Origin of the sequence: Paracoccus alkanivorans (assembly GCF_003697785.1) — a bacterium.
GTDB lineage: Bacteria > Pseudomonadota > Alphaproteobacteria > Rhodobacterales > Rhodobacteraceae > Paracoccus > Paracoccus alkanivorans.
In genome coordinates this window covers 145442-170922 of sequence record NZ_QOKZ01000002.1, presented here as the reverse complement: position 1 = coordinate 170922, position 25481 = coordinate 145442, and the positions used below count along the sequence as shown (strand labels likewise).

General features: G+C 63.8%; 22 protein-coding genes. 7 read left to right on the top strand and 15 right to left on the bottom strand.

Annotated features, from left to right (window positions below; all coding sequences use genetic code 11):
- Window positions 1-32 precede the first annotated feature (32 nt).
- Genes C9E81_RS05560 through arsH form a run of 3 tightly spaced genes read left to right on the top strand, consistent with a single transcriptional unit; the run spans window position 33 to window position 2196 of the window.
- Window positions 33-389 (top strand): ArsR/SmtB family transcription factor, encoded by a 357-nt coding sequence (locus tag C9E81_RS05560; protein WP_122111333.1) that lies wholly within the window; start codon window positions 33-35, stop codon window positions 387-389.
- 7 nt (window positions 390-396) lie between these two features.
- The gene (gene arsB, locus C9E81_RS05555) at window positions 397-1449 is read left to right on the top strand and encodes an ACR3 family arsenite efflux transporter (RefSeq protein ID WP_122111332.1); all 1053 of its coding nucleotides are present in this window, start codon (window positions 397-399) and stop codon (window positions 1447-1449) included.
- 33 nt (window positions 1450-1482) lie between these two features.
- Entirely contained in the window at window positions 1483-2196 is a 714-nt protein-coding gene (arsH, locus tag C9E81_RS05550) for an arsenical resistance protein ArsH (protein WP_122111331.1), read from the top strand.
- 137 nt (window positions 2197-2333) lie between these two features.
- On the opposite strand, the gene pheS is transcribed toward arsH, so the two are convergent.
- From pheS to pyk, 7 genes are all read right to left on the bottom strand, one after another.
- The gene (gene pheS / locus C9E81_RS05545) at window positions 2334-3416 is read right to left on the bottom strand and encodes a phenylalanine--tRNA ligase subunit alpha (RefSeq protein WP_122111330.1); all 1083 of its coding nucleotides are present in this window, start codon (window positions 3414-3416) and stop codon (window positions 2334-2336) included.
- 93 nt (window positions 3417-3509) lie between these two features.
- Window positions 3510-4871: a cytochrome P450 gene (locus C9E81_RS05540; protein WP_122111329.1), complete on the bottom strand. Its 1362-nt coding sequence runs from the start codon at window positions 4869-4871 to the stop codon at window positions 3510-3512.
- Entirely contained in the window at window positions 4868-5971 is a 1104-nt protein-coding gene (locus C9E81_RS05535; protein ID WP_122111328.1) for a calcium:cation antiporter, read from the bottom strand. Before C9E81_RS05535 ends, C9E81_RS05540 begins: the two co-directional genes overlap by 4 nt.
- Window positions 5972-6105: 134 nt before the next feature.
- Window positions 6106-6465, bottom strand: coding sequence for a 50S ribosomal protein L20 (gene rplT, locus C9E81_RS05530; protein ID WP_122111327.1), 360 nt, complete (start codon window positions 6463-6465; stop codon window positions 6106-6108).
- 16 nt (window positions 6466-6481) lie between these two features.
- Window positions 6482-6682: a 50S ribosomal protein L35 gene (rpmI, locus tag C9E81_RS05525; protein WP_122111326.1), complete on the bottom strand. Its 201-nt coding sequence runs from the start codon at window positions 6680-6682 to the stop codon at window positions 6482-6484.
- Between the two features lie 121 nt (window positions 6683-6803).
- Window positions 6804-7103: a hypothetical protein gene (locus tag C9E81_RS05520; RefSeq protein ID WP_122111325.1), complete on the bottom strand. Its 300-nt coding sequence runs from the start codon at window positions 7101-7103 to the stop codon at window positions 6804-6806.
- Window positions 7104-7133: 30 nt separating this feature from the next.
- Window positions 7134-8579: a pyruvate kinase gene (pyk, locus tag C9E81_RS05515; RefSeq protein ID WP_122111324.1), complete on the bottom strand. Its 1446-nt coding sequence runs from the start codon at window positions 8577-8579 to the stop codon at window positions 7134-7136.
- Between the two features lie 113 nt (window positions 8580-8692).
- Between pyk and C9E81_RS05510 the strand changes: the two genes are divergently transcribed.
- Together C9E81_RS05510 and pheT are read left to right on the top strand one after the other, a co-directional pair.
- Complete coding sequence (locus C9E81_RS05510) at window positions 8693-9433, top strand: N-formylglutamate amidohydrolase (RefSeq protein WP_122111323.1); 741 nt, start codon at window positions 8693-8695, stop codon at window positions 9431-9433.
- Window positions 9434-9611: 178 nt separating this feature from the next.
- Entirely contained in the window at window positions 9612-11999 is a 2388-nt protein-coding gene (gene pheT, locus C9E81_RS05505) for a phenylalanine--tRNA ligase subunit beta (RefSeq protein WP_122111322.1), read from the top strand.
- Between the two features lie 187 nt (window positions 12000-12186).
- Here the strand turns inward: pheT and gltX are convergent, their stop codons facing one another.
- A complete protein-coding gene (gene gltX, locus C9E81_RS05500; RefSeq protein ID WP_122111321.1) occupies window positions 12187-13509 on the bottom strand; it encodes a glutamate--tRNA ligase in 1323 nt (440 codons plus the stop codon).
- Window positions 13510-13588: 79 nt separating this feature from the next.
- Between gltX and C9E81_RS05495 the strand changes: the two genes are divergently transcribed.
- Window positions 13589-13996, top strand: a complete 408-nt coding sequence (locus C9E81_RS05495; RefSeq protein WP_122111807.1) for a metallopeptidase family protein — start codon at window positions 13589-13591, stop codon at window positions 13994-13996.
- Window positions 13993-14943, top strand: a complete 951-nt coding sequence (locus C9E81_RS05490) for a 1-phosphofructokinase family hexose kinase (protein ID WP_122111320.1) — start codon at window positions 13993-13995, stop codon at window positions 14941-14943. The genes C9E81_RS05495 and C9E81_RS05490 overlap by 4 nt, the downstream gene beginning before the upstream one ends.
- Window positions 14944-14959: 16 nt before the next feature.
- Here C9E81_RS05490 and fzlA read toward each other — a convergent pair whose 3' ends face one another.
- The 7 genes from fzlA to C9E81_RS05455 all read right to left on the bottom strand — a co-directional run bounded on the left by fzlA (window position 14960) and on the right by C9E81_RS05455 (window position 25327).
- Window positions 14960-15643, bottom strand: coding sequence for an FtsZ-binding protein FzlA (fzlA, locus tag C9E81_RS05485; protein WP_122111319.1), 684 nt, complete (start codon window positions 15641-15643; stop codon window positions 14960-14962).
- 79 nt (window positions 15644-15722) lie between these two features.
- On the bottom strand, window positions 15723-16448 hold the full coding sequence (gene mtgA / locus C9E81_RS05480; RefSeq protein ID WP_122111318.1) for a monofunctional biosynthetic peptidoglycan transglycosylase: 726 nt from the start codon (window positions 16446-16448) through the stop codon (window positions 15723-15725).
- A gap of 105 nt (window positions 16449-16553) precedes the next feature.
- On the bottom strand, window positions 16554-21092 hold the full coding sequence (gene gltB / locus C9E81_RS05475) for a glutamate synthase large subunit (protein ID WP_122111317.1): 4539 nt from the start codon (window positions 21090-21092) through the stop codon (window positions 16554-16556).
- Entirely contained in the window at window positions 21089-21760 is a 672-nt protein-coding gene (locus C9E81_RS05470; protein WP_147457563.1) for a hypothetical protein, read from the bottom strand. The genes gltB and C9E81_RS05470 overlap by 4 nt, the downstream gene beginning before the upstream one ends.
- 139 nt (window positions 21761-21899) lie before the next feature.
- The gene (locus C9E81_RS05465; protein ID WP_122111315.1) at window positions 21900-23384 is read right to left on the bottom strand and encodes an NAD(P)-dependent oxidoreductase; all 1485 of its coding nucleotides are present in this window, start codon (window positions 23382-23384) and stop codon (window positions 21900-21902) included.
- A 153-nt stretch (window positions 23385-23537) separates the two neighbouring features.
- Window positions 23538-24341 (bottom strand): undecaprenyl-diphosphate phosphatase, encoded by an 804-nt coding sequence (locus C9E81_RS05460; RefSeq protein ID WP_122111314.1) that lies wholly within the window; start codon window positions 24339-24341, stop codon window positions 23538-23540.
- A complete protein-coding gene (locus tag C9E81_RS05455) occupies window positions 24341-25327 on the bottom strand; it encodes a complex I NDUFA9 subunit family protein (RefSeq protein WP_122111313.1) in 987 nt (328 codons plus the stop codon). The genes C9E81_RS05460 and C9E81_RS05455 overlap by 1 nt, the downstream gene beginning before the upstream one ends.
- Window positions 25328-25481 lie beyond the last annotated feature (154 nt).

Sequence of the window (25481 nt, the reverse complement as noted above, 5' to 3'; positions counted from 1 at the left end):
GTGACGATTTATATTTTGATATTACATGAATTATGGAAAAGTCTGACGCACTCGTATCCCTCTCGGCTTTGGCGCATGATATGCGTATCGACATCTTCCGCCTGCTCGTTCAGGCAGGCCCGGATGGGCTGGCGGCCGGTGAAATTGCGGATGCGCTGGAATTGCGGGCCAGCACGCTGTCGAACAACCTGACGATCCTGACGCAGGCCGGCCTGATCCGCGGGCAACGGGAAGGCCGCTCGATCCGCTATTTCGCTGAAATCGAGGGCATGCGCCGCCTGCTGAGCTTCCTGATGGAGGATTGCTGCGGTGGGCGGCCCGAGCTTTGCCGGCCCGTTCTCGAACAGATCGCCTGCGATTGTGCGCCTTGCGGCACTTCGGAAAATTGAGGATGAAATGACGGATATGACCGCTTCCGAGGCCGGCAGCCTCGGGATTTTCGAACGTTATCTGACGGTTTGGGTCGCGCTGGCGATGATCGCGGGGCTGGTGATCGGTGCGGTCGCGCCGGGCCTGGTCGAAGCGGTCGCGAGTGCCGAGATCGCCTCGATCAATCTGGTCGTGGCCGTGCTGATCTGGGCGATGGTCTATCCGATGATGGTCGGCGTGGATTTCGGAGCAGTCGCCAATGTCGCCCGCCAGCCGCGCGGATTGCTGGTCACACTGGCGGTAAACTGGCTGATCAAGCCCTTTACCATGGCTGTGCTGGCCGTATTGTTCTTTGAGCATGTTTTCGCAGCCTGGATCGCGCCTGACGACGCGGCGCAATATATCGCCGGGCTGATTCTGCTGGGCGCCGCCCCCTGCACGGCAATGGTTTTCGTCTGGTCACAGCTTACGCGGGGGGATGCGACCTATACGCTGGTGCAGGTCTCGGTGAATGACCTGATCATGGTCGTGGCTTTCGCACCCATCGTCGCCTTCCTGCTGGGTGTCACCGATATCATCGTGCCATGGCAGACGCTTGTGCTGGCGACCCTGCTTTATGTGGTGCTGCCGCTGAGCGCGGGGCTGATCACCCGGCGTATTCTTGGAAGCGAAGATGCCATCGAGGCGTTCTCTGCACGGGTCAAGCCCTGGTCCGTCATCGGGCTGATCGCCACGGTCGCGATCCTGTTCGGACTTCAGGGCGAGGTGATCCTGAACCGTCCCTTCGTGATTGCGCTGATCGCCGTGCCGATCCTGATCCAGAGCTATGGCATCTTTGCCATCGCCTATGCCGCGGCTTTCGCGCTGAAGGTGCCGCATCGCATCGCCGCGCCTTGCGCATTGATCGGCACGTCGAATTTCTTCGAACTGGCGGTTGCGGTCGCGATCAGCCTGTTCGGCCTGAATTCGGGCGCGGCACTGGCGACGGTGGTGGGTGTTCTGGTCGAGGTGCCGGTGATGCTGTCGCTGGTCGCTTTCGCCAACCGCACCCGCAGCCGTTTTCCGGAAACGCAACCCTGATCGCCCTGCCGAGCCAAAAGATCAGACAGCTTGATGACCGACCTGCCCAATATCAACCCCGATTGCTTTCGTCCTGCCGATCCCGATGCGCTGTTTCCGGCAGACCGCAGCAGTCACCCCGCGCGTATCCTGCTTCTTTACGGTTCGCTGAGGCAACGCAGTTTCTCGCGCCTTGCGGCGGAAGAGGCCGGGCGCATCCTGGAGCGATTGGGCGCCGAGATCAGGTTTTTCGATCCCCGGGGCCTGCCCCTGGCCGATGCCGTGGAGGCGGATCATCCCAAGGTCGCCGAGCTGCGCGAACTGGTCGGCTGGTGCGAGGGCATGGTCTGGTCCTCGCCCGAGCGGCACGGCGCGATGTCAGGACTGATGAAAACACAGATCGACTGGATTCCGCTGTCGCTAGGCAGCGTGCGGCCCACCCAGGGCAAGACGCTGGCCGTCATGCAGGTCTGTGGCGGCAGCCAGAGCTTCAACACCGTCAACCAGTTGCGCATTCTCGGGCGCTGGATGCGGCTGCTGACCATCCCCAACCAGTCCTCGGTCGCCAAGGCCTGGAAGGAGTTCGACGAACAGGGCCGCATGAAGGCTTCACCCTATTATGACCGGATCGTGGACGTGATGGAGGAACTGACCCGGTTCACCCTGTTGACCCGTGACATTCGCGCGCATCTGGTGGACAGGTATTCGGAACGGGTCGAGAGTCACGAGATGCTGTCGAAGCGGGTAAGCCAGGATCGCGCCGTATGAGCCTGGTCCGGCAGTGACCGGTGGTGTTACGGTTCATCACAGGAGGGCCGGTGTAAGTGGTTTTCGATCCGGCGATTCCGGGGGTATTGCATGAGCGCGCGGCCCGACATGGCAAGGGATCGGGCTGCCCCGGCTGGTTACCGGGACAAGCCGCCGCTTATGCTTGGGACATCGCCGGCGGCAAAGCCGTAATGGCGCAGCCAGCGCAAGTCGCTTTCAAAGAAGGCGCGCAGGTCGGGGATGCCGTATTTCAGCATCGCGATACGGTCGATCCCCATGCCGAAGGCAAAGCCCTGCCATTTGTCCGGGTCGACCCCGGCAGAGCGCAGGACATAAGGATGAACCATACCCGAGCCGAGAATTTCCAGCCATGAATCGCCCTGACCGATCCTGAGCTGCCCGCCCTCCCAGGAACAGCGGATATCCACCTCGGCCGAGGGTTCGGTGAACGGGAAATGCGAGGCGCGGAAACGCAGCTCGATCTCATCGACCTCGAAATAGCTCCGGCAGAATTCCTCCAGCACCCATTTCAACTGCGCCATCGAGATGTCGCGATCGATGGCCAATCCTTCGACCTGATGGAACATCGGCGTATGGGTCTGGTCCATGTCCATACGATAGACCCGCCCCGGGGCGATCACCCGGATAGGAGCGCCCTGTTCCTGCAAGGCGCGGATTTGCACCGGGCTGGTATGGGTGCGCAGCACATGCGGCGGGCGATTGTCGCCCTCGGCGCGATGCATGTAGAACGTGTCCATTTCCTGCCGTGAAGGATGTTCGGGCGCGATATTCAACGCGTCGAAATTATACCAGTCGCTTTCGACCTGCGGTCCCTCGGCCACGGCAAAGCCCATATCGGCGAAGATCGCCGTGACCTCATCGGTGACCTGGCTGATCGGGTGGATCGTGCCGCGTGGCCGGGGCCGCCCCGGCAGGGTCACGTCCAGCCACTCCCCGGCCAGACGCTCTTCCAGCGCCGCATCTTCCAGCGCCAGCTTGCGGGCGCGCAGGGCCGCGTCGATCTCGTCCCGCAATTCGTTCAGGGCGCGGCCCGTGGTCTGGCGCTCTTCGGGCGTCATCCTGCCCAGCTCGCGCATCCTGAGGCTGATCTCGCCCTTCTTGCCAAGGGCGGCAAGGCGCACCTCCTCGATGGCGGCGGGATCGGCCGCGGTTTTGATACGGTCAAGCCATTGCTGGCGAAGCGGGGTCAGATCATCCATCGGAAAGCCTCGGCGTCATGTCGGGGCTCGGGTTAGCACTTGTCGCGGCGATGGGAAAGCCTCGGTCGCATGTGAAAGGCAGCCGGGATGCGCTTATCCGTGTATCGGCCCATCCCGCGGGGAAACCTGCAGCCAGACACCCCCATGCGGGCGCAATGTCAGGATCATCCGGGGCTGCGGTTCCCGGCCGGGCACGGGATCGAAGCGGAACCGGTTCAGCAATGTGGCAAGGATGATGACTGCCTCCTGTATCGCGAAATTGGCGCCGATGCAGATGCGCGGGCCGGCACCGAAGGGCAGGAAGGCAAAGCGGTCGGGCGTGGTTTCGAAACGGTCGGGGTCGAAGGCATCGGGGTGCTCCCACAACAGGTGATGCCTGTGCAGCGCGTAGATCGGCAACACGATGGTATCGCCGCGCCGCACCTCCCGCCCGCAGAGCCGGTCAGGCACTTGTGCGGTGCGCGAGAGGAACGCGGCAGGGGGATAGAGACGCAGCGCCTCGTTGACCACCCGCCCGATATAGGGCAGGGCGCCGACATCCCCGGCAGTGGCACCGCGACCGTCCAGGACCGTGCGGGCCTCTTGCGCGGCGCGTTCCTGCACCGAAGGGTCGAAGGCACAGAGATATAGCGCCCAGGCCAGCGTCAATGCGGTGGTCTCGTGCCCCGCGACGATGAAGGTCAGCAGGTTGTCGCGAAGTTCCTCGCGGGTCATGCTGCGTCCCGTCTCGGGATCGGCGGCGTCCAGCAGCAGATCCAGAAGATCGGGCGGGCCGTCCTTGGCAGCAGCCCGGGCCCGTTCGGCGATGGCCTGATCGGCGACCTGCTTCATGCGCTTCAGCCCCTGGCCTGCCAACAGCCGGCCCGGGCGCGGCAGCCATGCGGGCAGCCCCAACACATCCATGACCGACAGCTTGGCGGTCTGGGCGATATAGCCGTCGATGGCATGATGCACCGCGTCGCGGTCGAAACCGCCGCCACCCGAGAAGGTGACGTCTGAGATGACCTCGAATGTCGCCGCGACGGTCTCGGTGAACATGTCCACCGGTCCCGTTGCCGTTGCAAGCCGCCTGCATGACGCCTCGGCGGCGGCCGTCATCACCGGGCCCAACGCGGAAATGTGGCGGGCGGCAAAGGCCGGGGCGGCGGCGCGGCGCTGCCAGCGCCAATGCGCGCCCTCGGCCACGAACAGGCTGTCGCCGATGGCCGGATTCAGGATCAGCTTGGTGGTGACGGATTTGGGATAATCCTCCACCCGGTCCTTGAGGATATGGCACAGGCTTTCGGGATCCATCACCATATGCCAGCGCAGCCCCGTTCTGCCCGACACGATGGGCTGGCGCAGGGCGATGCCGGGGATCAGTTCCAGCACATTACGCCGCGCAGTCGCCACTGTGCCAAGAATGCCCATCGGGCGCATGGTCAGCGGAACCTTGACGGGCTCGCGCGCGGTCATGGCTCCAGCACCAGCATGAGATAGGCCAGGAACAGGACCAGATGCACCGCGCCATGCAGGACATTGGTGCGCCTCGTGCCGAATGTCTGGACACAGACGATCAGGGTCAGCGCCAGCATCACCTGCATCTGCGGGCCAAGCCCCAGCACCACTTCCTGCCCGGTGGTCAGGGCGATCACCAGAACGGCAGGCACTGTCAGCCCGATCGTGGACAGGGCCGCGCCAAGGCACAGGTTGACCGCCCTTTGCAGGCGATTGGCCAATGCGGCGCGCACCGCGCTCATCCCTTCCGAGGCCAGCACGATGGTCGCGATAACGACACCGCCGAGGGCGCCGGGCAGGTTCATCGCGTTGATGCCGTGATCGACGAAGCCGGCCAGCTTCTTGGACAGCAGCACAATGGGCAACAGCGTCGCCAGCAGCAGAAAGGCATGCGCCCAGGTGGCATAATGCGCATGACTGGCCGGGCTGGGCAGGGGCGGCTCTTCGGCCTCGGTGAAAAAGCCGCGATGGCGAACGGTCTGGATCGACAGGAAAACACCGTAAAGCGCCAGCGTCACCACCGAGAAGAACAGCGCCTGCCCGGTGCTGAAACTGTCATCGGGGCTGGAGATCGTATAGGCGGGCAGCGTCAGTCCGAACACCGCCAGCGGCACCAGCACGGTCAGAAATGCCGATGCACCCGCGAAATTATAGCTTTGTTCGCCATGGCGCAGGGCGCCCAGCAGCAGCGCCAGCCCGACCAACCCGTTAAGCACGATCATCAGCACCGCGAACATCGTGTCGCGCGCCAGTGTCGGGCCTCCGTCACCGGACAGCATGACCGAACCGATAAGCGCGACCTCGATCACCACGACCGACAGGGTCAGGATCAGGGTGCCATAGGGCTCGCCCAAGCGATCGGCCAGCGCCTCGGCATGGTGCACCACGGCAGAGGCGCCCCATATCATCACCGCGAAAAGCCAGATGAAGGGCAGCAATGCCCAGACTGCCGTTGCCGGATGCAGGAATGCGCCCGGCGCGGTGTTGAAGATCGCCAGCGTGGCGATGACGGCCAGGATCGGCCGCTCATGTATCAGGTTATACAGAATGCGTTTCATGGCGGCAGGTTAGCTGCCCGCGTGTCCCGCCACAATCGCCCGTCATGCGCGAAGCGGTGATCGATCCGTGATAAGCGCATGAAAAAGGCCCGTCCGGGGACGGGCCTCATGTGCCTGCTTGCGTCTTGACGAATTCAGGCCGCGGCCTTCGCCTTTTCGACGATCGCGCCGAAGGCTTCGGGCTCGTTCACCGCCAGATCAGCCAGAACCTTGCGGTCAACCTCGACACCCGCCTTCGACAGCAGGTTGATGAAGCGCGAATAGTTCAGGTCGGCATCGACCAGGCGCACGGCGGCGTTGATGCGCTGGATCCACAGGGCGCGGAAATTGCGCTTGCGGTTCTTGCGGTCGCGGGTGGCGTATTGGTTCGCCTTGTCCACAGCCTGCGTCGCGGTGCGGAAATTGCGCGAACGGTTGCCGTAATAGCCTTTGGCCGCCTTCAGGACCTTCTTGTGGCGGGCGTGGGTAACCTTGCCGGATTTAACTCGTGCCATTTGTCAGTTCCTTCGATCAGCGTGCGTAGGGCATGTATTTCTTGACGATCTTGGCATCCGCGTCCGAAAGGACGGTGGTGCCGCGCGCATCACGGATGAATTTCGTGGTGCGCTTGATCATGCCGTGCCGCTTGCCGGCCTGAGCGGATTTCACCTTGCCCGAGGCCGTCATCGAGAACCGCTTCTTGGCGGCCGCTTTGGTCTTCATCTTCGGCATTTTCATCTCCTTCGTCAGAGTGAGCGCGCGACTCGGCAATGCCATTCAGGCCGGCCACGCGGATAGAAGCGCGCCGTATAGACGCGCCGGGCGATTTTGGCAAGAGGGAGGCGGGTTCCTCTCAGTTGGCGGGGGCTTCGCCTTCCGCCGCGGCTTCGCCTTCTTCGGCAGTGCCGCCACCCGCGGCCCCGTCCGCGGCTTCGCCCCCTGTCACGCGCGCCCATGCCGACAGGATGTCCTGCGGATGGAACGGCTTGGGCGCGGTATAGGCGCCGGCGAAGGTCAGCACGATCCCCAGCAGCAGCGTGATCACCGCACCGCGTGGCGGTTCGGTCTGCAGAAGCTGCACAATTGCGGCGATGACCGAGATCACGCAAAGCGCGATACCGGCCAGCAGCAGATAATCGGACAGGTTGGACATGGGACCCCCGCTTTCTTGATCTCCAGAGCCTTATTCCGGATCCGTGGCGTAAATCAACCGCTCGTCGCAGGGGGCGATGCGCAGGATATTGGTCGTGCCCGGCACGTTGAAGGGCACCCCGGCCATGACCACCACCTGCCGAGTCTCGTCGGCAAAGCCGTAATCGCGGGCGGCCCGCGTGGCGTTCACCACCGCCTCCTTGAAGCGGTTCAGGCGCGGGGTGATGACGCAATGGGTGCCCCATGTCAGGCACATGCGGCGGGTGACCGATTCGAGCGGGCTGAGCGCAAGGATCGGCACACGCGGACGTTCGCGGGCAACGAGGCTGACCGTCGTGCCGGACTGGCTGAAGGCACAGATCGCGGCGACCTCGGTTGTCTCGGCGATCTCGCGGGCGGCGGTCACGATGGCGTCGGCGACGCTGTGCAGCTTGGCGCTGCGGGATGCCTCGATGATATTGCGGTAATTCGGGTCCGCCTCGACCGAGCGGGCGACGCTGTCCATCGTCGTGACCGCCTCGATCGGGTAATCGCCTGCCGCGCTTTCCGCCGACAGCATGACCGCGTCGGTGCCCTCATAGATGGCGTTGGCGACATCGCTGACCTCGGCCCGCGTGGGGATCGGGCTTTCGATCATCGATTCCAGCATCTGGGTGGCGACGATCACCGGCTTGGCGGCGGCGCGGCAGCGGCGAACCAGCCGCTTCTGGATCGGCGGCACCGAATGGATCGGCAACTCGACCCCCAGGTCACCGCGTGCGACCATGATTCCGTCCGAGGCATTGAGGATCTCGTCAAAGGCCTTTATTGCGGCGGGTTTCTCGATCTTGGACATCACCGCCGCGCGGTCTTTTACCAGCGCCTTGGCCTCTTCGACATCGGCGGCGCGCTGCACGAAGGACAGGGCCAGCCAGTCCACGCCCAGTTCGCAGGCGAATTCCAGATCCTCCCGGTCCTTGTCGGACAGGGCGGCAAGGGGCAGGATCACGTCAGGCACGTTCACGCCCTTGCGGTCCGAGATCGTGCCGCCGACAGTGACCGTGCATTCGGCGAAATCCTTGTCGCAGCTATCGACCCGCAGCGCGACCTTGCCATCATTGACCAGCAGTTCGGCCCCCGGTTCAAGCGCGGCGAAAATCTCGGGATGCGGAAGTTGCACGCGTTTCGAGTCGCCCGGCGCATCGTCTAGGTCAAAGCGGAACCTGTCGCCTTCTTCCAGGTCATGCCCACCCGCGGCGAAGGGACCGACCCGCAGTTTCGGCCCCTGCAGATCGGCCAGGATCGCGATGGGCCGTCCGACCTCCGCCTCGACCTCGCGAATCGCCGCGTGACGCGCGCGGTGATCGTCGTGGCTGCCATGGCTCATGTTGAGGCGAAAAACATCCGCTCCGGCATCGAACAGCGCACGGATCATTTCCTTGCTGCTGGAGGCCGGCCCCAGTGTGGCCACGATTTTCACGTTGCGATGTCGTCTCATGCTGAATCCCTATCAGGTTTAGCGCTATCTATGGCGTAAATGCCGCTTCGCGGCAACTGGCGTCTGTATATGGACTGCCTTAAACAGTGCTTAGCATGAACGGTAACAACGGCATGACGGAACGCGCATACTGGATATCGGGCGAGGGCAGGCCCTCGCGCTGGCTGATTACCTGCGATCACGCGACCAACCGGGTGCCCGGCTGGCTGAATGGCGGGGATCTGGGCATCGCCGAGGCGGATATGGCGCGTCATATCGCCTATGACGTGGGGGCGGCGGGGCTGGCGGACAAGCTGGCCGCCAATCTGGACGCTCCGGCGATCTTTTCCGATTTCTCGCGCCTGGTGATCGATCCGAACCGGAGCGAGGACGACCCGACCCTGCTCATGCGCCTGTATGACGGCACGGTGATTCCCGCCAACAAGCTGGCCGACCGGGCCGAGCGGGAACGCCGCCTCGACCGCCTGCATCGCCCCTATCACGAAGCGCTGTCGCGGCTTGCCGGGCGGCACCCGTCCCGCTGTATATGCGCCGTCCACAGCTTTACCCCGCAACTGCGCGGGCGCCCCCCGCGCCCGTGGCAGGTGGGGATCCTTTACTCCCATCGGGACACCCGGCTTGGCCCCGCCATGGTCCAGGCCTGCCGGGACGAGGGTTGGGTGACCGGCGAGAACCAGCCTTACAACGGCCATCTCGAAGGCGATTCGATCGATCGTCACGCATTGCGCCATGGCCGCCCCAACATGCTTGTCGAGCTTCGCAACGACCTGATCGCGACAGAGGCGGGGCAGGATGAATGGGCCGCGCGCCTTGCCCGCGTGATCCCCCGGGTTCTGGCGGCGGCTGGAATGTGATGGCGATGGCCGGGGGGCTTCGCGCCCCCCGGAGCCCCCCGCGAGGTATTTGCACAAAGAAGAAGGGGAAAAGGGAATTCGGGCCCGATAAGGAGGTCCGGCCCTACCAATCCCCGCAGGCTTGCGCTAGGAACCGGGCAAATCATAGCGGGCGCGGGCCCGAACGGACGGTTGCGACATGAAATTCACCCTTTCCTGGCTTAAAGAGCATCTCGACACGACAGCCACTCTCGACCAGATTGCCGAGGCGCTGACCGATCTTGGCCTGGAGGTCGAGGAGGTCTCGGATCCCGCTGCGCGGTTGGGTGCCTTCACGCTGGCCCGCGTGATCCACGCCGAACAGCATCCCGATGCCGACCGGTTGAAGCTGTGCCGGGTGCTGACCGATGAAGGCGAGAAGCAGATCGTCTGCGGCGCCCCAAACGCGCGGGAAGGCATTACCGTCGTGCTTGCGAAACCCGGCGATTACGTTCCCGGCATCGATGTGACGCTTGGCGTCGGCAAGATTCGCGGGATCGAGAGCCACGGCATGATGGCCTCGGAGCGCGAACTGGAACTGTCGGACGAACATGACGGCATCATCGAGTTGCCCTCGGGGGAGGTCGGCCAGAAATTCGTGGACTGGCTGGCGGAGAATGCGCCGGAAAAGATCGACCCGATGATCGATATCGCGATCACCCCCAACCGCCCCGATGCGCTTGGCGTTCGCGGCATCGCCCGAGATCTGGCGGCGCGGGGGCTGGGCAGGCTGAAACCGTTGCGCGAGGCAAGCATCACGCCCGGTTTTCCCAGTCCGGTCGGGGTCACCATCGCCCCGGAGGTCGCCGCCAAGGCGCCGTTCTTCTCGGGGCGCGTGCTGCGCGGGGTCAGGAACGGCCCCAGCCCGGCTTGGCTGCAGAAGCGGCTGACAGCCATTGGTCTGCGCCCGATCAACCTGCTGGTCGATATCACCAATTTCTTCACCTATGACCTGAATCGTCCTCTGCATGTATTTGATACAAAAAAGATTTCTGGCGATCTGACGCTGCGCGCGGCGCGGGAGGGCGAGGAGATCCTTGCGCTGGACGACAAGACCTATCGGATGCCCGCAGGCGCCGTGGTCATCTGTGATGAGAACGGAGCCGAGAGCATTGCCGGGGTCATGGGCGGTGCGGCGACCGGTTCGCAGGAGGACACGACGGATGTCTTCATCGAAGCGGCTTATTTCGATCCGGTCAGCACTGCCGCGACAGGCCGCGCGCTCAAGATCAACTCGGATGCGCGTTACAGGTTCGAGCGGGGCATCGATCCGGAATTCACATTGCAGGGACTGGATCTGGCCACGCAGATGGTGATGGATCTGTGTGGCGGCGAGCCATCCGAGGTGGTGACCGCCGGTGCCATTCCCGATACCGCCCGCGCTTATCGTCTGGATCCGTCGCGCACCGCCAGCCTTGTCGGGCTCGATATCCCGGAGGCGACGCAACGCGCCACGCTCGAAGCGCTCGGTTTCCGGCTCGAGGGTGACATGGCGCATGTTCCCTCCTGGCGCCCCGATGTGCAGGGCGAGGCCGATCTGGTCGAGGAAATCGCCCGCATCGCCAGCCTCACCGGGCTGGAGGGCAAGCCGCTGCCGCGCCTGAAGCCCGGCGTGCCGAAGCCGGTGTTGACGCCTCTGCAACTGCGCGAAAGCGTGGCGCGGCGTCAGACCGCGGCACTGGGCTATAATGAATGCGTCACCTATAGTTTCATCGATCAGGCAGCGGCTGAGCTGTTCGGCGGTGGCGGTGATGCCGTGCGGGTCGAGAATCCGATCAGCAGCGAGATGACCCATCTGCGCCCGGATCTGTTGCCCGGCCTGCTGGCCGCCGCAGCCCGCAATCAGGCGCGCGGCTTCGCCGATCTGGCGCTGTTCGAGATGGGGCCGGTCTTTGCCGGCGGAGAACCCGGTGAGCAGGCGACGCAACTGACCGGCCTGCTGGTCGGCGCCACCGCTCCGCGCGATCCTTTCGGCACTCGCCGCAAAGTGGATATCTATGACGCCAAGGCTGATGCCGAGGCCGTGCTGGCCGCAATCGGCGCGCCCGCAAAGGCGCAGATCAACCGCAAGCTGGACGGCTGGTGGCATCCGGGCCGCGCGGGCAATATCGCCCTTGGCTCCAACGTGCTGGCGACATTCGGGGAAATCCATCCCCGGGTGCTGCGTGAACTGGATGTCAAGGGGACTGCCGTGGCCTTCACCATCCGCATCGCCAATATCCCCTTCCCCAAGGCGAAGGCCGCGACGCGTTCGGCGCTGGATATCTCGGAGTTGCAGGCAGTCGAACGTGACTTCGCCTTCGTCGTCGATCCGCAGGTCGAAGCCCTGTCGCTGGTGAATGCCGCGGCGGGCGCCGACAAGGCGCTGATCGAGCGCGTGACCGTGTTCGACCAGTTCACCGGGCTGGAGGGCGGCAGGAAATCCATCGCCATCACCGCCCGCCTGCAGCCGCGCGACAAGACCCTGACCGATGCCGAGATCGAGGCTGTCAGCCAGAAGATCATCGACAAGGTGCAGAAGGCGACAGGCGGCATATTGCGCGGCTAAAGCATTCCCGGCAAAGGCGGTCATTGGTTGGGCGCCCGATAAAATACAAGAACAAGACCCTGCAGTATTTTGGTATTTCAGCAAAAAACAAAAATATTGCGGGGCTGGCGGGATCCCTTGCTGTGATCCCGCGGCCGTTCATCTGAAATCCTGCCCGGCTGCCAAACCCCAGCATTGAGGGGAACGGTTATCCCCGCGCCCTGATCACCTGCAAAAGCGGCATCAGTTCCGACATGTCCGGTCCGTGCGCCTGGCCGGTCACCGCCTTGCGCAGCGGCATGAACAGCCCCTTGCCCTTGCGGCCAGTGGCCTCTTTCACACTCGCGGTCCATTCGCCCCAGGTCGAATCCGAATAGGGCGGCGGGGGCAGCAGCTTCATGGCCTCAGTGATGAAATCCGCGTCCTCGGCATCCACCAGCGGCTCGGCCCCTTCGCTGCAGATGCGCCACCAGCCCGCCAGATCCTCCAGCGTGGTGATGTTCTGCGAAGCGACGCGCCAGAAACGCTCGGCCTGATCCGCCGGCACGCCAAGCGCGGCGATGCGGTCCCTGACCGTTTCGAAGGGCAGCGACTGGTTGCGTTCGCGCGTCAACGGCCAGAGATCCTCGGCATCGAACTTGGTGGGCGAGGCGCCGAAACGCGACAGGTCGAATTCCTCGGCCAGCTCATCCAGGCTGGCCAGTCCGACCGGCTGGCCCGAACCGATCCGGGCCATCAGCGAAAGCAGCGCCTCGGGGGCGACCCCGGCCTCTCGCAGATCCTTAAGCGAGAGCGCGCCGATGCGCTTGGAAAGCTCCTCGCCCTTGGCGCCGGTCAGCAGGCTGTGATGGGCGAAGGCGGGAGGCGTGCCGCCTATTGCCCTGATGATCTGGATCTGGGTGGCCGTGTTGGTCACGTGGTCCGAGCCGCGGACGATATTCGTCACGCCCATATCGGTGTCGTCCACGCTGCTGGCGAAGGTATAAAGAACCTGCCCGTCGGCACGGATCAGCACCGGATCACTGACCGAGGCCGCGTCGATCGAGATATCGCCAAGGATGCCATCGGCCCATTCGATCCGCTCGTGATCCAGCTTGAAGCGCCAGTAGCCGTCGCGCCCCTCGGCCCGCAGCTTGTCCTTGCCGGCATCCGTCAGGTTCAGCCCGGTGCGGTCATAGACCGGCGGCTTGCCCATGTTCAGTTGCTTCTTGCGCTTCAGGTCCAGCTCGGTCGGGGTCTCGAACACCTCGTAAAGATGACCGGAGGCGCGCAGGTTATCCGCCACCTCGGCGTAACGGTCCAGTCGCAGCGACTGGCGTTCGACCCGGTCCCATTGCAGGCCTAGCCATTCCAAGTCGCGCTGGATGCCATCGACATATTCCTGTTTCGAGCGTTCCCTATCGGTGTCATCAAGGCGCAGGATGAATGTGCCGCCTGCCTTGCGGGCGATCAGGTAGTTGAACAGCGCGGTGCGCAGGTTGCCGACATGGATATGCCCGGTGGGCGAGGGGGCGAAGCGGGTGGTGGTCATGGAATATCTCCTGTTGCCCGTTGCTCTTTCACAGCCGGGCTTTTTTGTCCATATCGGGGTTGGCATGCAGGAGACGCGGATGAGTGACTGGGATGGAATGCGCGCGCCCGACGCGGCGGCGATCGAGGCACTGGCGCGGGAGGCGGTGGCGGGTTTGCCCGCACGCTTTGCCGGCCATGCGCAAGATGTGGCGATTCGGGTGGCGGAATTCGCTTCTGAAGAGATGCTGGACGAGTTGCAGATCGACGATGGCTTCGAACTGACCGGGCTTTACGACGGTATCCCGCTGACCGAGAAATCGGTTTCCGATCAACCCGGCGGGCCGGATATCGTCTGGCTGTTCCGCCGTCCGATCCTCGATGAATGGGCGGCGCGGGGGAATGTGACGCTTGGTGAACTGATCGCGCATGTCGTGACGCATGAGCTGGCGCATCATTTCGGCTGGTCCGACGAGGATATTGCCAGCATCGACAGGTGGTGGGAATGAACCAGTTGCCGATCCTGACGGTCACGCTGAATCCGGCGCTCGACCTGTCGACCGCTGCCGACGAGGTGCGCCCCGATCTCAAGCTGCGCTGCGACAAGCCGGTGGCCGATCCGGGCGGCGGCGGGATCAATGTCAGCCGGGCGATCAAGATCATGGGCGGGCAATCCACCGCGATGGTGGCATTGGGCGGCGCGACGGGGACACGTATAGCCGAGATGCTGAAAGCCGACGGGCTGTCCATCATCCGGCTGACCGCGCCGGGAGAGACGCGGCAGTCCCTTGCGGTGACCGACCGGGCTACGGGCAGTCAATACCGCTTCGTCATGCCCGGACCGGAATGGCACAAGGCGCATGTCTCGGACATGATGGCGGCGATTGCCGAGGCGGCGCGTGCAGGGGGCTGGGTGGTCGTTTCCGGCTCGAATCCGCCGGGGGTGGCGCCGGGATTCGAACAGATGCTGACCGTCGGGCTCAAGGATGGCCGCGCCAGGCTGCTGGTCGATACCTCAGGCGATGCGCTGCGGGCGCTGGCCGGGTCGTCGACGCCGGTGGATGTGCTGCGCATGGACAGCGTTGAGGCCGAGGGCCTGGCGGGCCGCCCCTTGCCGCTGCGCAGCGACAGCGCGGCTTTTGCCGCGGGGCTGGTGCGGGACGGGGCGGCGAAATCGGTGATCGTGGCGCGCGGCGCGGATGGCTCGGTTATCGCCGGAGAGGACGGGGCCTGGCATGCGGAGGCCGCGGATGTGCCGGTGGTCAGCGCCGTGGGCGCGGGCGACAGCTTTGTCGCGGGTTTCGTTCTGGCGGTCTCGCGCGGGCAGCCGGTCGAGGACGCGCTGGCGCTTGGGGCTGCGGCAGCCTCGGCGGCGGTGATGACGCCCGCGACCGATCTGTGCCATGGCCATGATGTCGAACGGCTTTATGCCGAGCGCGTGGTGACGCGCCTGTAAGACCTGTCCCGGTCCATCAGAAGTCCAGCTCTGCATAATGCGGGGCGGGATGTATTCCCGGAACCTGATCGGCCAGGACCGGACGGAAAGCCGGGCGCGACTTGATCGTCGCATACCAGTCCCGCACCATTTCGGACCGGTCCCAATCCACGTCGGAAATATAATCCAGGCAGGAAAAATGCGCCGCCGCGGTGAAATCAGCCAGTGACAGCGTATTTCCGGCCAACCAGCGGCGAGCCTCCAGCAGGCTGGCAAGGTAGTCGATATGTTCCTTGATCGCCCTGAGCCCGTCCTTGACCACGCGGCTGTCGGGATAGCCCGAGCGCATGACCTTTTTCCACACCCGCTCCTCCATGATCGGGCGCGTGACCTCGGCGTTGAACTTGTCATCGAACCAAGCGCATAGCCTGCGCACCTCGTGACGCTCCATCGGTGTCTGGGGCATCAGCGGAGGGTTCGGCACGGTTTCGTCCAGATATTCGATGATCGCCTGGCTCTCGGCCAGCATATTGCCGCGATAGCGCAGGACGGGCAGCTTGCCTGCCGGGTTGCGGCGCTTCAGGTCGGGAGGATTTTCCCAGTAGCGTTCCTCCACCAGTTCGACCTCGATCTTCTTCTCGGCCAGAACCAGCCGCACCTTGCGGCAAAAGGGTGAAAGCATCGAATGGTAAAGCCGCGTGGTCTGCGTATTGTTGTTCATTGACTGCTCTGGACCTCTTCGTTGCCGGGCGTTCGCATTGATAAGACCGCAGCCGCGCCGTTTCAACCTGAACGGGGCGCTACAGGCAGTCGGCCCGCCCATCCCGCGCAATCGTGGCCGCGCCATCGGCGATTGCCCGCGAACGGTGCGAAGCCTGATGCGGACTGCGCGATTTGGGCGCGGGCAGGACCGCGGCCAGTCTTGCAGCCTGCACAGGGGTCAGCCTGTCGGGAGTCGTGCCGTAATATTCGCGTGCCGCCGCCCCTATGCCGAAGATTCCGGGCCCGAACTCCGCGACGTTCAGGTAAACCTCGAGGATCCGCTGCTTGGACCAGAGCGCTTCGACAAGCGGTGTGAACACCGCCTCCAGCAATTTCCGCGTCCAGCTGCGGTTCTGCCACAGGAACACGTTCTTCGCGGTTTGCTGGCTGATGGTCGAGGCGCCGTGCGAACTGCCCGAGGCGACCACCTTCCGGATCTCGGTCATGTCGAAGCCCCAGTGCCGGCAGAAATTGGCATCCTCCGCCGCCACGACCGAACGGCGCATGACGGGGGCGATATCCCCGATATCCGCCCATTCGCGGGGCTTGATCGGATGGCTGCGCGACTCGGCCACGATGGTCCATGTGGTTGGCGGATTCACCAGGCCATAGATCGCCACCAGCACCGCCATCAGCAGGAAGACGCGCAGGAGAAACCAGCGCAGCCAGATGGCCAGGCGGCGCAATGGCCGCCAGCGTGCGGTCTTGGCGCCTTTCCGGGCGGGCTCTGGCGCAGGGGTTCTGAACAGCAGGCGCAGGATCATGAACCGGGCTTTGTCATGGTCCCTGCCGCGCAGTCAAGCAGATGGTTTCGGAATGACGGATGCGGCCCGGAAAAGGCCGCATCCGGAATTTTCGCGGTCGCCGGATTACTCCGCCGGAACCGCGCTTGCATCATCGACCGCCTCGATCGGACAGGGCAGATGCGGCAGCATCTCTTTCGGGCAGACCTGCAGGAAATTCGCCTTCTCGCGGTCCCAGTCCTGCAAGATGTCCTCGGCCCTGCGCGACATGGTTTCCTTGTGGTGACGCTCGATCAGGGTTTTCAGCTCGGCCTCCCAGTGATCCTGCGTGACCGGGCACATCACCAGCGTTTCCGGGTTGATATAGTCGCGCGCGACCCCTTCGGGATCATAGAGATAGGCCATGCCCCCGGTCATGCCGGCACCGAAATTCGCGCCGATCCGGCCAAGGATAACCGCGATGCCGCCGGTCATGTACTCGCAGCCATTCGAACCGCAGCCTTCGATCACCACTGTCGCACCGCTGTTGCGGACGGCGAAACGTTCCCCGGCGCGGCCGGCGGCGAACAGGTAGCCATCGGTGGCGCCGTAAAGGACCGTGTTGCCGATGATGGTATTGTCGGCGGCGGTCAGCGGCGAGATCATCGGCGGACGCACGGTGATGGTGCCGCCCGACAGCCCCTTGCCGACATAGTCATTGGCATCGCCCGAAACCTCCAGCTTCAATCCCGGAGCGGCGAATGCGCCAAGGGATTGCCCGGCGCTGCCGGTCAGCCGGACCGTGAGGTGATCGGGCTGCAGATTGTTCCGCATGCCGAATTTCTGCACGATCATGCTGGATGTCCGCGTGCCGATGGTCCGCAGCGTGTTGCGCACGGCATAGGAGAGCTGCATCTTCTCGCCATCCGAGAAGAACCGCTCGGCATCGCGGATGATCTCGGCATCCAGCGTGTCCATCACCGCGTTGCGGGGCTTGGAGCGGTCATAGACGATCTTGTCCCAGCCATCGACGGTGATCAGCAGCGGGTTGAGGTCCAGGTCGTCCAGATGCGCGGCGCCACGGCTGACCTGCGTCAGCAGATCGGCACGGCCGATCACCTCGTCAAGGCTGCGCGCCCCGATGGAGGCCAGGATCTCGCGGACTTCCTGCGCATAGAAGGTGATCAGGTTCACCACCTTGTCGGCGCTGCCGGTAAACATGGCGCGCAGTTTCTCGTCCTGCGTGCAGACACCGACGGGGCAGGTGTTGGACTGGCACTGGCGCACCATGATGCAGCCCATGGCAATCAGCGCGGCGGTGCCGATGCCGTATTCCTCGGCCCCCATCATCGCCGCCATGACGATATCGCGCCCGGTGCGCAGCCCGCCATCGGTGCGCAGCGTCACGCGTTCGCGCAGCCGGTTCATGGCAAGGACCTGATGCGCCTCGGTCAGCCCCATCTCCCATGGCAGGCCGGCGAACTTGATCGAAGTCGCGGGGCTGGCTCCGGTGCCGCCGTTATGGCCCGAGATCAGGATAACATCCGCCTTGGCCTTGGCCACGCCCGCCGCGATGGTGCCGACACCGCTGGAGGCGACCAGCTTGACGGTGATCTTGGCGCGCGGGTTGATCTGTTTCAGGTCATAGATAAGCTGCGCCAGATCCTCGATCGAATAGATGTCGTGATGCGGCGGCGGCGATATCAGCGTCACACCGGGCGTCGAATGCCGCAGCCGGGCGATCAGCTTGGTCACTTTCATACCCGGCAACTGCCCGCCCTCGCCGGGCTTGGCGCCTTGGGCGACCTTGATCTCCAGTTCTTCGCAGGCGTTCAGGTATTCGGCGGTGACACCGAAGCGGCCCGAGGCGACCTGCTTGATCTTGGCGCAGGGATTGTCGCCATTGGACAGCGGGTGGCTATGCGCCGGATCCTCGCCGCCCTCGCCGGAATCGGATTTCGCGCCGATCCGGTTCATGGCGATGTTCAGTGTCATATGCGCCTCGGGCGACAATGCGCCCAGGGACATGCCCGGCGTCACGAAGCGCTTGCGGATCGAGGTGATCGACTCGACCTCCTCGATGGGCACCGGCTTGCCGAGAGGCTTGATGTCCAGCAGGTCGCGGATATGGATCGGCGGATTGGCCCGCATCGCCGCGCTAAACTGTTTCCAGATGTCGTAGGAGGCCTTTTCGCAGGCCATCTGCAACATCTTCATCGTATTGGCTTCCCAGGCATGTTTCTCGCCCGAGCGGCGCAGCTTGTAGAATCCGCCCACCGGCAGCAATTCGACATTGTCGGCATGCCAGCCCTTGTGATGGATCTCCTCCAGCTTGGCCTGCAACCCGTGCAGCCCGATGCCGCTGATCCGGCTGTGCATGCCGGGGAAATACTCGGCCACCATGGCGCGGGACAGGCCCACGGCCTCGAAATTCAGCCCGCCGCGATATGACGACAGCACCGAGATCCCCATCTTTGCCATGATCTTGAGCAGTCCGGCATCGATGGCGTCGCGGTAACGGCGCATATTGTCGATCAGGCTGCCTTCGAGCAGGCCACGCTCGATCCGGTCATTGATCGAATCCTGCGCGAGATAGGGGTTCACCGTCGTCGCCCCGGCACTGATCAGCACCGCGAAATAATGCGGGTCGATGCATTCGGCGGAACGGACATTGATCGAGCAGAAGGTGCGCAGACCCTTGCGCGTCAGCCATGAATGCACCGCGCTGGTGGCAAGGATCATCGGCATGCCGATCCGGTCCGGCCCCTGATGCTCATCAGTCAGCACCAGATGGCCCGCGCCGGAACGCACGGCATCCTCGGCCTCGGCGCGGATCCGGGCCAGCCCCTCGCCAAGCGCGTCCTGTCCGGCACCATCGGCGAAGCTGCAGTCGATATAGGTGACGGCATCGCCGAACATCCGGGTCATCTCGGCATATTCGTTATTGGCGATGAACGGGCTTTCAAGGATCAGGATCTCGGTCTGCGACGAGCTTTCGTCCAGCACGTTCTTGAGATTGCCGAACCGGGTCTTGAGGCTCATCACCCGCGTTTCGCGCAAGGAGTCGATCGGCGGGTTCGTCACCTGGCTGAAATTCTGCCGGAAGAAATGGCTCATAGGCCGGTACTGGTTCGACAGAACGGCGGGCGGCGTGTCGTCGCCCATCGAGGCCAGCGCCTCCTTGCCGTCCTCGGCCATGGGCGAGAGCACATGTTCCAGATCTTCCATGGTGAAGCCGGCGGCGACCTGGCGGCGGCGCAGCTCGTCACCCGAATAGCGATGCATTTCAGGCAATTCGCGCATGATGTCGTTCAGGTCCACGACCTTCTCGATCCATTCGCCAAAGGGCTGGCTGGCGGCCAGCCGGTCCTTGATCTCGGTATCGTGGTAGAGCTTGCCGTCCCACATATCGACCGCGATCATCTGTCCCGGACCGAGCGCGCCCTTTTCGCGGACATTGGCCTCGTTGATCGGCACCATGCCGACCTCGGAACCCGCGATCAGCAGGTTGTCGCCGGTCACGACATAGCGCATCGGCCGCAGCCCGTTGCGGTCCAGCCCGCCGCAGACCCAACGGCCGTCGGTCATGGCCAGCGCGGCGGGACCGTCCCAGGGTTCCATCACGGCATTGCAATAGGCATACATGTCGGCCCATGGCTGCGGCATGTCGGTGGTCGCCTTCGACCAGCTTTCCGGCACCAGCATGGTCTTGGTCATCGGCGCGCTTCGGCCCGAACGGACCATGACCTCGAACACAGCGTCAAGCGCCGCCGAGTCCGACGATCCGGCGGCCACGATCGGCTTGATATCCTCGGCCATCTCGCCAAAGGCGTTCGAAGCCATGCGGATCTCGTGGCTGCGCAGCCAGTTGACATTGCCTTTCAGCGTGTTGATCTCGCCGTTATGGGCCAGCATGCGGAAGGGCTGGGCCAGCCACCATTGCGGGAAGGTGTTGGTCGAATAGCGCTGGTGATAGATCGCGAAGGAGGACTCGAAGCGCTCGTCCTTCAGATCGGGATAGAATTCGGCCACCTGCTCGGCCAGCATCATGCCCTTGTAGATGATCGACCGGCAGGAAAGCGAGCAGAAGTAAAGCTCGGGCACCTGCGCCGCCACCGCGGCCTTCTCGATCCGGCGGCGGATGATGTAAAGCTCGCGCTCGAACTGGACGTGATCGATATCCTTCTCGCAGCGGATCAGGATCTGCTCGATCTCGGGGCGGGTGGCATTGGCCTTGTCCCCCAGAACCGCGGTGTTCACGGGCACGTGCCGCCAGCCATAGATATAATGGCCCATCCGCAGAACCTCGGATTCCACGATGGTCCGGCAGGCTTCCTGGGCGGCGAAATTGGTGCGCGGCAGAAAGACCTGCCCGACGGCGATCAGCTTGTCCTTGTCAGGCTCGTGCCCGGTGCGGCGGATCTGGTCGTAAAAGAACGGGACCGGGATCTGCACATGGATGCCCGCTCCGTCGCCGGTCTTGCCATCGGCATCCACCGCGCCGCGATGCCAGACCGCCTTGAGCGCGTCGATGCCGTTCTGAACCACCTGGCGGCTGGCCTTGCCATCGATGCTGACCACCAGCCCGACCCCGCAAGAGGAATGCTCGTCCTCATGCCGGTAAAGGCTGTGCTCGGCCATCCAGTCGCGGCGGGCCTGTTCCTCTGCTTGCCAATCCTTGCTCATAGCTGGGCCCTCTCGTGATTTAGCTGCGCCACTATCTGGCCGCAGTCGAATTGCGGGGTGGTTTCGCCGAAGCCCTTCTCGCCCGGGAAACTGAACAGGACGGGGCTGTCATTCGTATCCTGCCGCTGCCCGGTCCAGTCGTTCATCTTCTCGATGCCGCCGAAAAAGCGCCCCATCGCCCGGTTGATGAATTGCTGGCCCGAGCGCTGGATCAGCACCTCGCCATTGACATCCGTGGTGGTCAGTTCGAACCGGGTCTTTTCCAGCTCGACCCCGTCTATTGTGACCTTCTCGCCGGTCAGTTCGTCATGACCGACATGATGCAGCCGCTCGCCGGTATTGGATTCGGTCCAGAAATCGAAATCGTCATACCCGGTCCGGAGCAGGGTGCCGAAACTGGCGTGGTCCCTGGCTTCTTCGACCAGCCGGTCCTGGATACCGGAATCGGGATCGCTGCTTTCGATCCAGCGTGTCTCTGCATCGATCCGCGAATGATGGGTCGGTCCGTCCTCGTTGAAGATGGTGCTGCGCTGATCCCCTTTCGGATCGGATTCGCAGCGATAGATCTGGCTGACGGTGCAGCCGCGATTCTGGACCGTCACCTCGAGCCTGCAGCCCTGCGGCGGAGTGAATGTGGTCGCATGGCCGGGCAGGGAGGGCAGCGTCATGATTGAGCCCAGCACCGCAAGGGCCAGGGGAGCCGACCTTCCCGGCACGGTCCGCAGGATCCACATTGCCGCTGACGGATGCTGGCGGCGGGCATCGCATTTGTAGTCTGCACAGGGTTCATGTCCCATTGTCACGGCCTCATTCAGCGGCGACACGGGCGTCGCCGGTCAGGAAGTTCGAGATCGATTCAGCGGCCTCGCGGCCATCACGGATGGCCCAGACCACCAGGCTGGCGCCGCGCACGATGTCACCGACGGCATAGACACCAGCGATCGAGGTGCGGTGCGTCTGGAAATCGGCCTTGATCGTGCCCCAACGGGTGACCTCCAGCCCGTCGACACCCCAAAGCCTGGGCAGGTCCTCGGGCTCGAAGCCAAGCGCCTTGATGACGAGTTCGGCGGGTTCGTCGTAATCGGCACCCTGGATCAGTTCGGGCGACTGGCGGCCACTGACATCGGGTGCGCCAAGCCGCATCTTCTGGACCCGGACGGCCCCGATCTGCGAGATGCCGTCAACGTCGCGTTCCTGCGCGGCCGCAGCCTCGCCGGTGACATGGCCGGTGAAGGCGCCGGGGGCAGAGAGCCATACGAATTCGACGCCTTCCTCCTCGGCGTTCTGAACCTCGCGCTGAGAGCCGGGCATATTGGCGCGGTCGCGGCGGTAAAGGCATTTGACCGACTGCGCGCCCTGGCGGATCGCCGTGCGCACACAGTCCATCGCGGTATCGCCGCCGCCGATGACGACCACGCGCTTGCCCCTGGCGTTCAACTCGCCATCGTCGAAATCGGGCACGTCATCGCCGAAATCGACCTTGTTCGAAGCGGTCAGGTAGTCGATGGCGCGCACCACCCCGCCTGCATCCGCGTTGTCGATGTCAAGGTCGCGTGTCTTGTAGACGCCGGTTGCAATCAGCACCGCGTCATGTTTGCCGCGGATGGCGTCAAAGCTGATATCCTCGCCGACATTGCAGTTTAGCACGAATTCGACACCGCTGTCTTCCAGCAGCTTGTTGCGGCGCATGACGATGTCTTTCTCCAGCTTGAAGCCGGGGATGCCATATGTCAGCAAACCGCCCGCGCGGTCATGGCGGTCGTAGATGGTGATCTGAAAGCCCATCCGGCGCAGCGCATCCGCCGCCGCAAGCCCGCCCGGGCCAGCGCCGATGATGCCGACGCTCTCCGCGCGTTCCTGCCGGGGCGAGAACGGCTGGATCCAGCCGTTCTCCCATGCGCTGTCGGTGATGTATTTCTCGACCGCGCCGATGGTGACGGTGCCGTGGCCGGATTGCTCGATCACGCAATTGCCTTCGCAAAGCCGGTCCTGCGGGCAGATCCGGCCGCAGATCTCGGGGAAGGTATTGGTGGACTGGCTGACCTGATACGCTTCTTTCAGGCGTCCCTCGGCGGTCAGGCGCAGCCAGTCGGGGATATTGTTGTGCAGCGGGCAATGCGTCTGGCAATAGGGCACGCCGCACTGGCTGCAGCGGCCCGCCTGTTCCGCCGCCTTTTGTGCGGCGAACTCCCGGTAGATTTCGTGAAAGTCCTCGCTGCGCTCCTCTGCGCTGCGCTTTTCCGGCATTTCGCGCGGGGTGGATACGAATTTGAGCATCTTTTGCGTGGCCATTGCTGCGCAACCTTCCGAATGTCGGGAACTTTCGCAGTCGGAATAAAGCATGGCACCGCGAATGAAAAGTCAGTCATACTGACCTAAATGCGGATTTTTTCAGGTTAAGAAAGGTTAAGGCGCAATAAAATCCAAAAAATAGGTCAGTAAAGTTTACATACCTGCGGTAAGGGCCAACAAAACAAGGCTTCCGACAATGATTCGCCACCAGCCGAACAGCGCATAGCCCTGTTTCGAAACATAACCCAGAAGCCAGCGCACCACGAATACAGCCGTGATCAGGGCGCAGACAAAGCCGATGGCGATATTGCCCAGTGCCGCCGCATCCAGAACATCGCGGTTCTTGTACAGGTCATAGACGAAGGCGCCGAGCATCGTCGGCATCGACAGGAAGAACGAGAATTCCGCCGCCGAACGCTTGTCCGCGCCCAGCAGCAGCGCCCCGACGATGGTTGCACCCGATCGCGACACGCCCGGTATCATCGCGAGGCACTGGATCAAACCGATCTTGAAGGCCATGGCCAGCGGGAAATCCTCGGCCCGGTGAAAGCTGGGATTCCTGGCCCACCGGTCGACGTAAAGGATGACGATGCCGCCAAGTATCAGCATGACGGCGATCAGCATCGGGGTTTCGAACAGCACCGTCTTGATGATGTCGTGGGCGAGTACCCCGATGACCACGGCGGGCAGGAAGGCCAGCAGCACCGCCAGAATGAAACGCCGCGATTGCGGATCATGGGGGGCGGTCGAAAAGATCTGCCACAGCCGCGAGGCATAGACACCCAGTATCGCCAGTACCGCGCCAAGCTGTATCACCACCTCGAAGGCGCGGCCGGGAGAGTTGAAGCCCAGGAAATGACCGGCCAGCAGGACATGGCCCGTGGAAGAGACCGGGATGAATTCGGTCAGGCCCTCAAGAATACCGAGGACGGCGGCGACAATCGTGTTGGATTCCATCAGAGCGTGCGCAGGTTCTTGGCCGAACGCTTGATGTCGTCATACTGGCCCGATGGCCGGAAGCGCCAGAGATAGTCCTCGATGACGGCCTCGGCAGCGGATGGCTGAATGCCCAGTTCGGCAAAGCCCATGGCATCATCGCCGGCCACATTGTCCTTTTTCAGCAACGCGAGCTGGTCGCGATTCATGATCGTATTGGTGAACAGCCCGCCGGTCAGCGTTTGGGCCATGTTCAGCAGACCCGCCCCGATACCGGCCAGCCAGAAGGGCATGTTCAGCACCAGTCGGCGGCGGTTCGTCGCCTTCAGGACCTGTCCCACGATCTCGCGGATGGTCAGCACATCGGGACCGCCCAACTCGTAGATTCCGGCCTCGGTATTGCCCTCTGCGGCCATGACGGCGGCCAGCGCCACGTCATCCACGTGAACGGGCTGAAGCCGGGTGCGTCCCCCGATGATCGGCATGACCGGGCCGAATCGCGCCAGGCTTGCAAAGCGGTTGTAAAAGACGTCGCCGGTCCCGAAGATCACCGACGGCCGCAGCACGACCGCATCCGGACGCGCTTCCAGCACCGCGGCCTCGCCCCGCGCCTTGGCGGCTATATACTTGCTGGACGAATCGGTATCCACGCCGATGCCCGAGATATGCACCATCCGGGCCACGCCCATTTCCCGCGACAGCCGCGCCACAATTCCGGCGCCGTCTTCGAGAACGGACTTGAAGGTGCTCTTGCCCTGCGGCGACAGGATATTCACGCAGTTGACGACGGCGTCGGAGTCGGACATCGCGGCCCGGACCGAAGCCTCGTCACGGATATTGCACAGCACCGGAACGACCTGGCCCACCGCTCCATATGTGCGGGTGAACAGCGCCTCGTTCGGGCGGCGCACAGCGATCCGCACCCGCCAGCCGCGCTTGGCCATCAGACGTGCCACCTGACGCCCGACAAACCCCGAGCCGCCAAAGATCGTGACCAGTTTCGCCATGGGCTTCTCGCCTCCTTCGTGCCGCGTCACAGCCTCAATACTCAAGGCGAGGTCGGGCGACAAGCCGCCCCGCCGGGATCATATGCCGCAGGCAGGTCATTTTCAGGTAAATTTTATGCATCTGAGGCTGCGTGACCGCCGCCGGCCGAAGGAT

Excerpts from the sequence above, each read along its gene's own strand:
- C9E81_RS05560 (WP_122111333.1), top strand. The coding sequence starts at position 33 with ATGGAAAAGTCTGACGCACTCGTATCCCTCTCGGCTTTGGCGCATGAT.
- arsB (WP_122111332.1), top strand. The coding sequence starts at position 397 with ATGACGGATATGACCGCTTCCGAGGCCGGCAGCCTCGGGATTTTCGAA.
- arsH (WP_122111331.1), top strand. The coding sequence starts at position 1,483 with ATGACCGACCTGCCCAATATCAACCCCGATTGCTTTCGTCCTGCCGAT.
- pheS (WP_122111330.1), bottom strand. The coding sequence starts at position 3,416 with ATGGATGATCTGACCCCGCTTCGCCAGCAATGGCTTGACCGTATCAAA.
- C9E81_RS05540 (WP_122111329.1), bottom strand. The coding sequence starts at position 4,871 with ATGACCGCGCGCGAGCCCGTCAAGGTTCCGCTGACCATGCGCCCGATG.
- C9E81_RS05535 (WP_122111328.1), bottom strand. The coding sequence starts at position 5,971 with ATGAAACGCATTCTGTATAACCTGATACATGAGCGGCCGATCCTGGCC.
- rplT (WP_122111327.1), bottom strand. The coding sequence starts at position 6,465 with ATGGCACGAGTTAAATCCGGCAAGGTTACCCACGCCCGCCACAAGAAG.
- rpmI (WP_122111326.1), bottom strand. The coding sequence starts at position 6,682 with ATGCCGAAGATGAAGACCAAAGCGGCCGCCAAGAAGCGGTTCTCGATG.
- C9E81_RS05520 (WP_122111325.1), bottom strand. The coding sequence starts at position 7,103 with ATGTCCAACCTGTCCGATTATCTGCTGCTGGCCGGTATCGCGCTTTGC.
- pyk (WP_122111324.1), bottom strand. The coding sequence starts at position 8,579 with ATGAGACGACATCGCAACGTGAAAATCGTGGCCACACTGGGGCCGGCC.
- C9E81_RS05510 (WP_122111323.1), top strand. The coding sequence starts at position 8,693 with ATGACGGAACGCGCATACTGGATATCGGGCGAGGGCAGGCCCTCGCGC.
- pheT (WP_122111322.1), top strand. The coding sequence starts at position 9,612 with ATGAAATTCACCCTTTCCTGGCTTAAAGAGCATCTCGACACGACAGCC.
- gltX (WP_122111321.1), bottom strand. The coding sequence starts at position 13,509 with ATGACCACCACCCGCTTCGCCCCCTCGCCCACCGGGCATATCCATGTC.
- C9E81_RS05495 (WP_122111807.1), top strand. The coding sequence starts at position 13,589 with ATGAGTGACTGGGATGGAATGCGCGCGCCCGACGCGGCGGCGATCGAG.
- C9E81_RS05490 (WP_122111320.1), top strand. The coding sequence starts at position 13,993 with ATGAACCAGTTGCCGATCCTGACGGTCACGCTGAATCCGGCGCTCGAC.
- fzlA (WP_122111319.1), bottom strand. The coding sequence starts at position 15,643 with ATGAACAACAATACGCAGACCACGCGGCTTTACCATTCGATGCTTTCA.
- mtgA (WP_122111318.1), bottom strand. The coding sequence starts at position 16,448 with ATGATCCTGCGCCTGCTGTTCAGAACCCCTGCGCCAGAGCCCGCCCGG.
- gltB (WP_122111317.1), bottom strand. The coding sequence starts at position 21,092 with ATGAGCAAGGATTGGCAAGCAGAGGAACAGGCCCGCCGCGACTGGATG.
- C9E81_RS05470 (WP_147457563.1), bottom strand. The coding sequence starts at position 21,760 with ATGACGCTGCCCTCCCTGCCCGGCCATGCGACCACATTCACTCCGCCG.
- C9E81_RS05465 (WP_122111315.1), bottom strand. The coding sequence starts at position 23,384 with ATGGCCACGCAAAAGATGCTCAAATTCGTATCCACCCCGCGCGAAATG.
- C9E81_RS05460 (WP_122111314.1), bottom strand. The coding sequence starts at position 24,341 with ATGGAATCCAACACGATTGTCGCCGCCGTCCTCGGTATTCTTGAGGGC.
- C9E81_RS05455 (WP_122111313.1), bottom strand. The coding sequence starts at position 25,327 with ATGGCGAAACTGGTCACGATCTTTGGCGGCTCGGGGTTTGTCGGGCGT.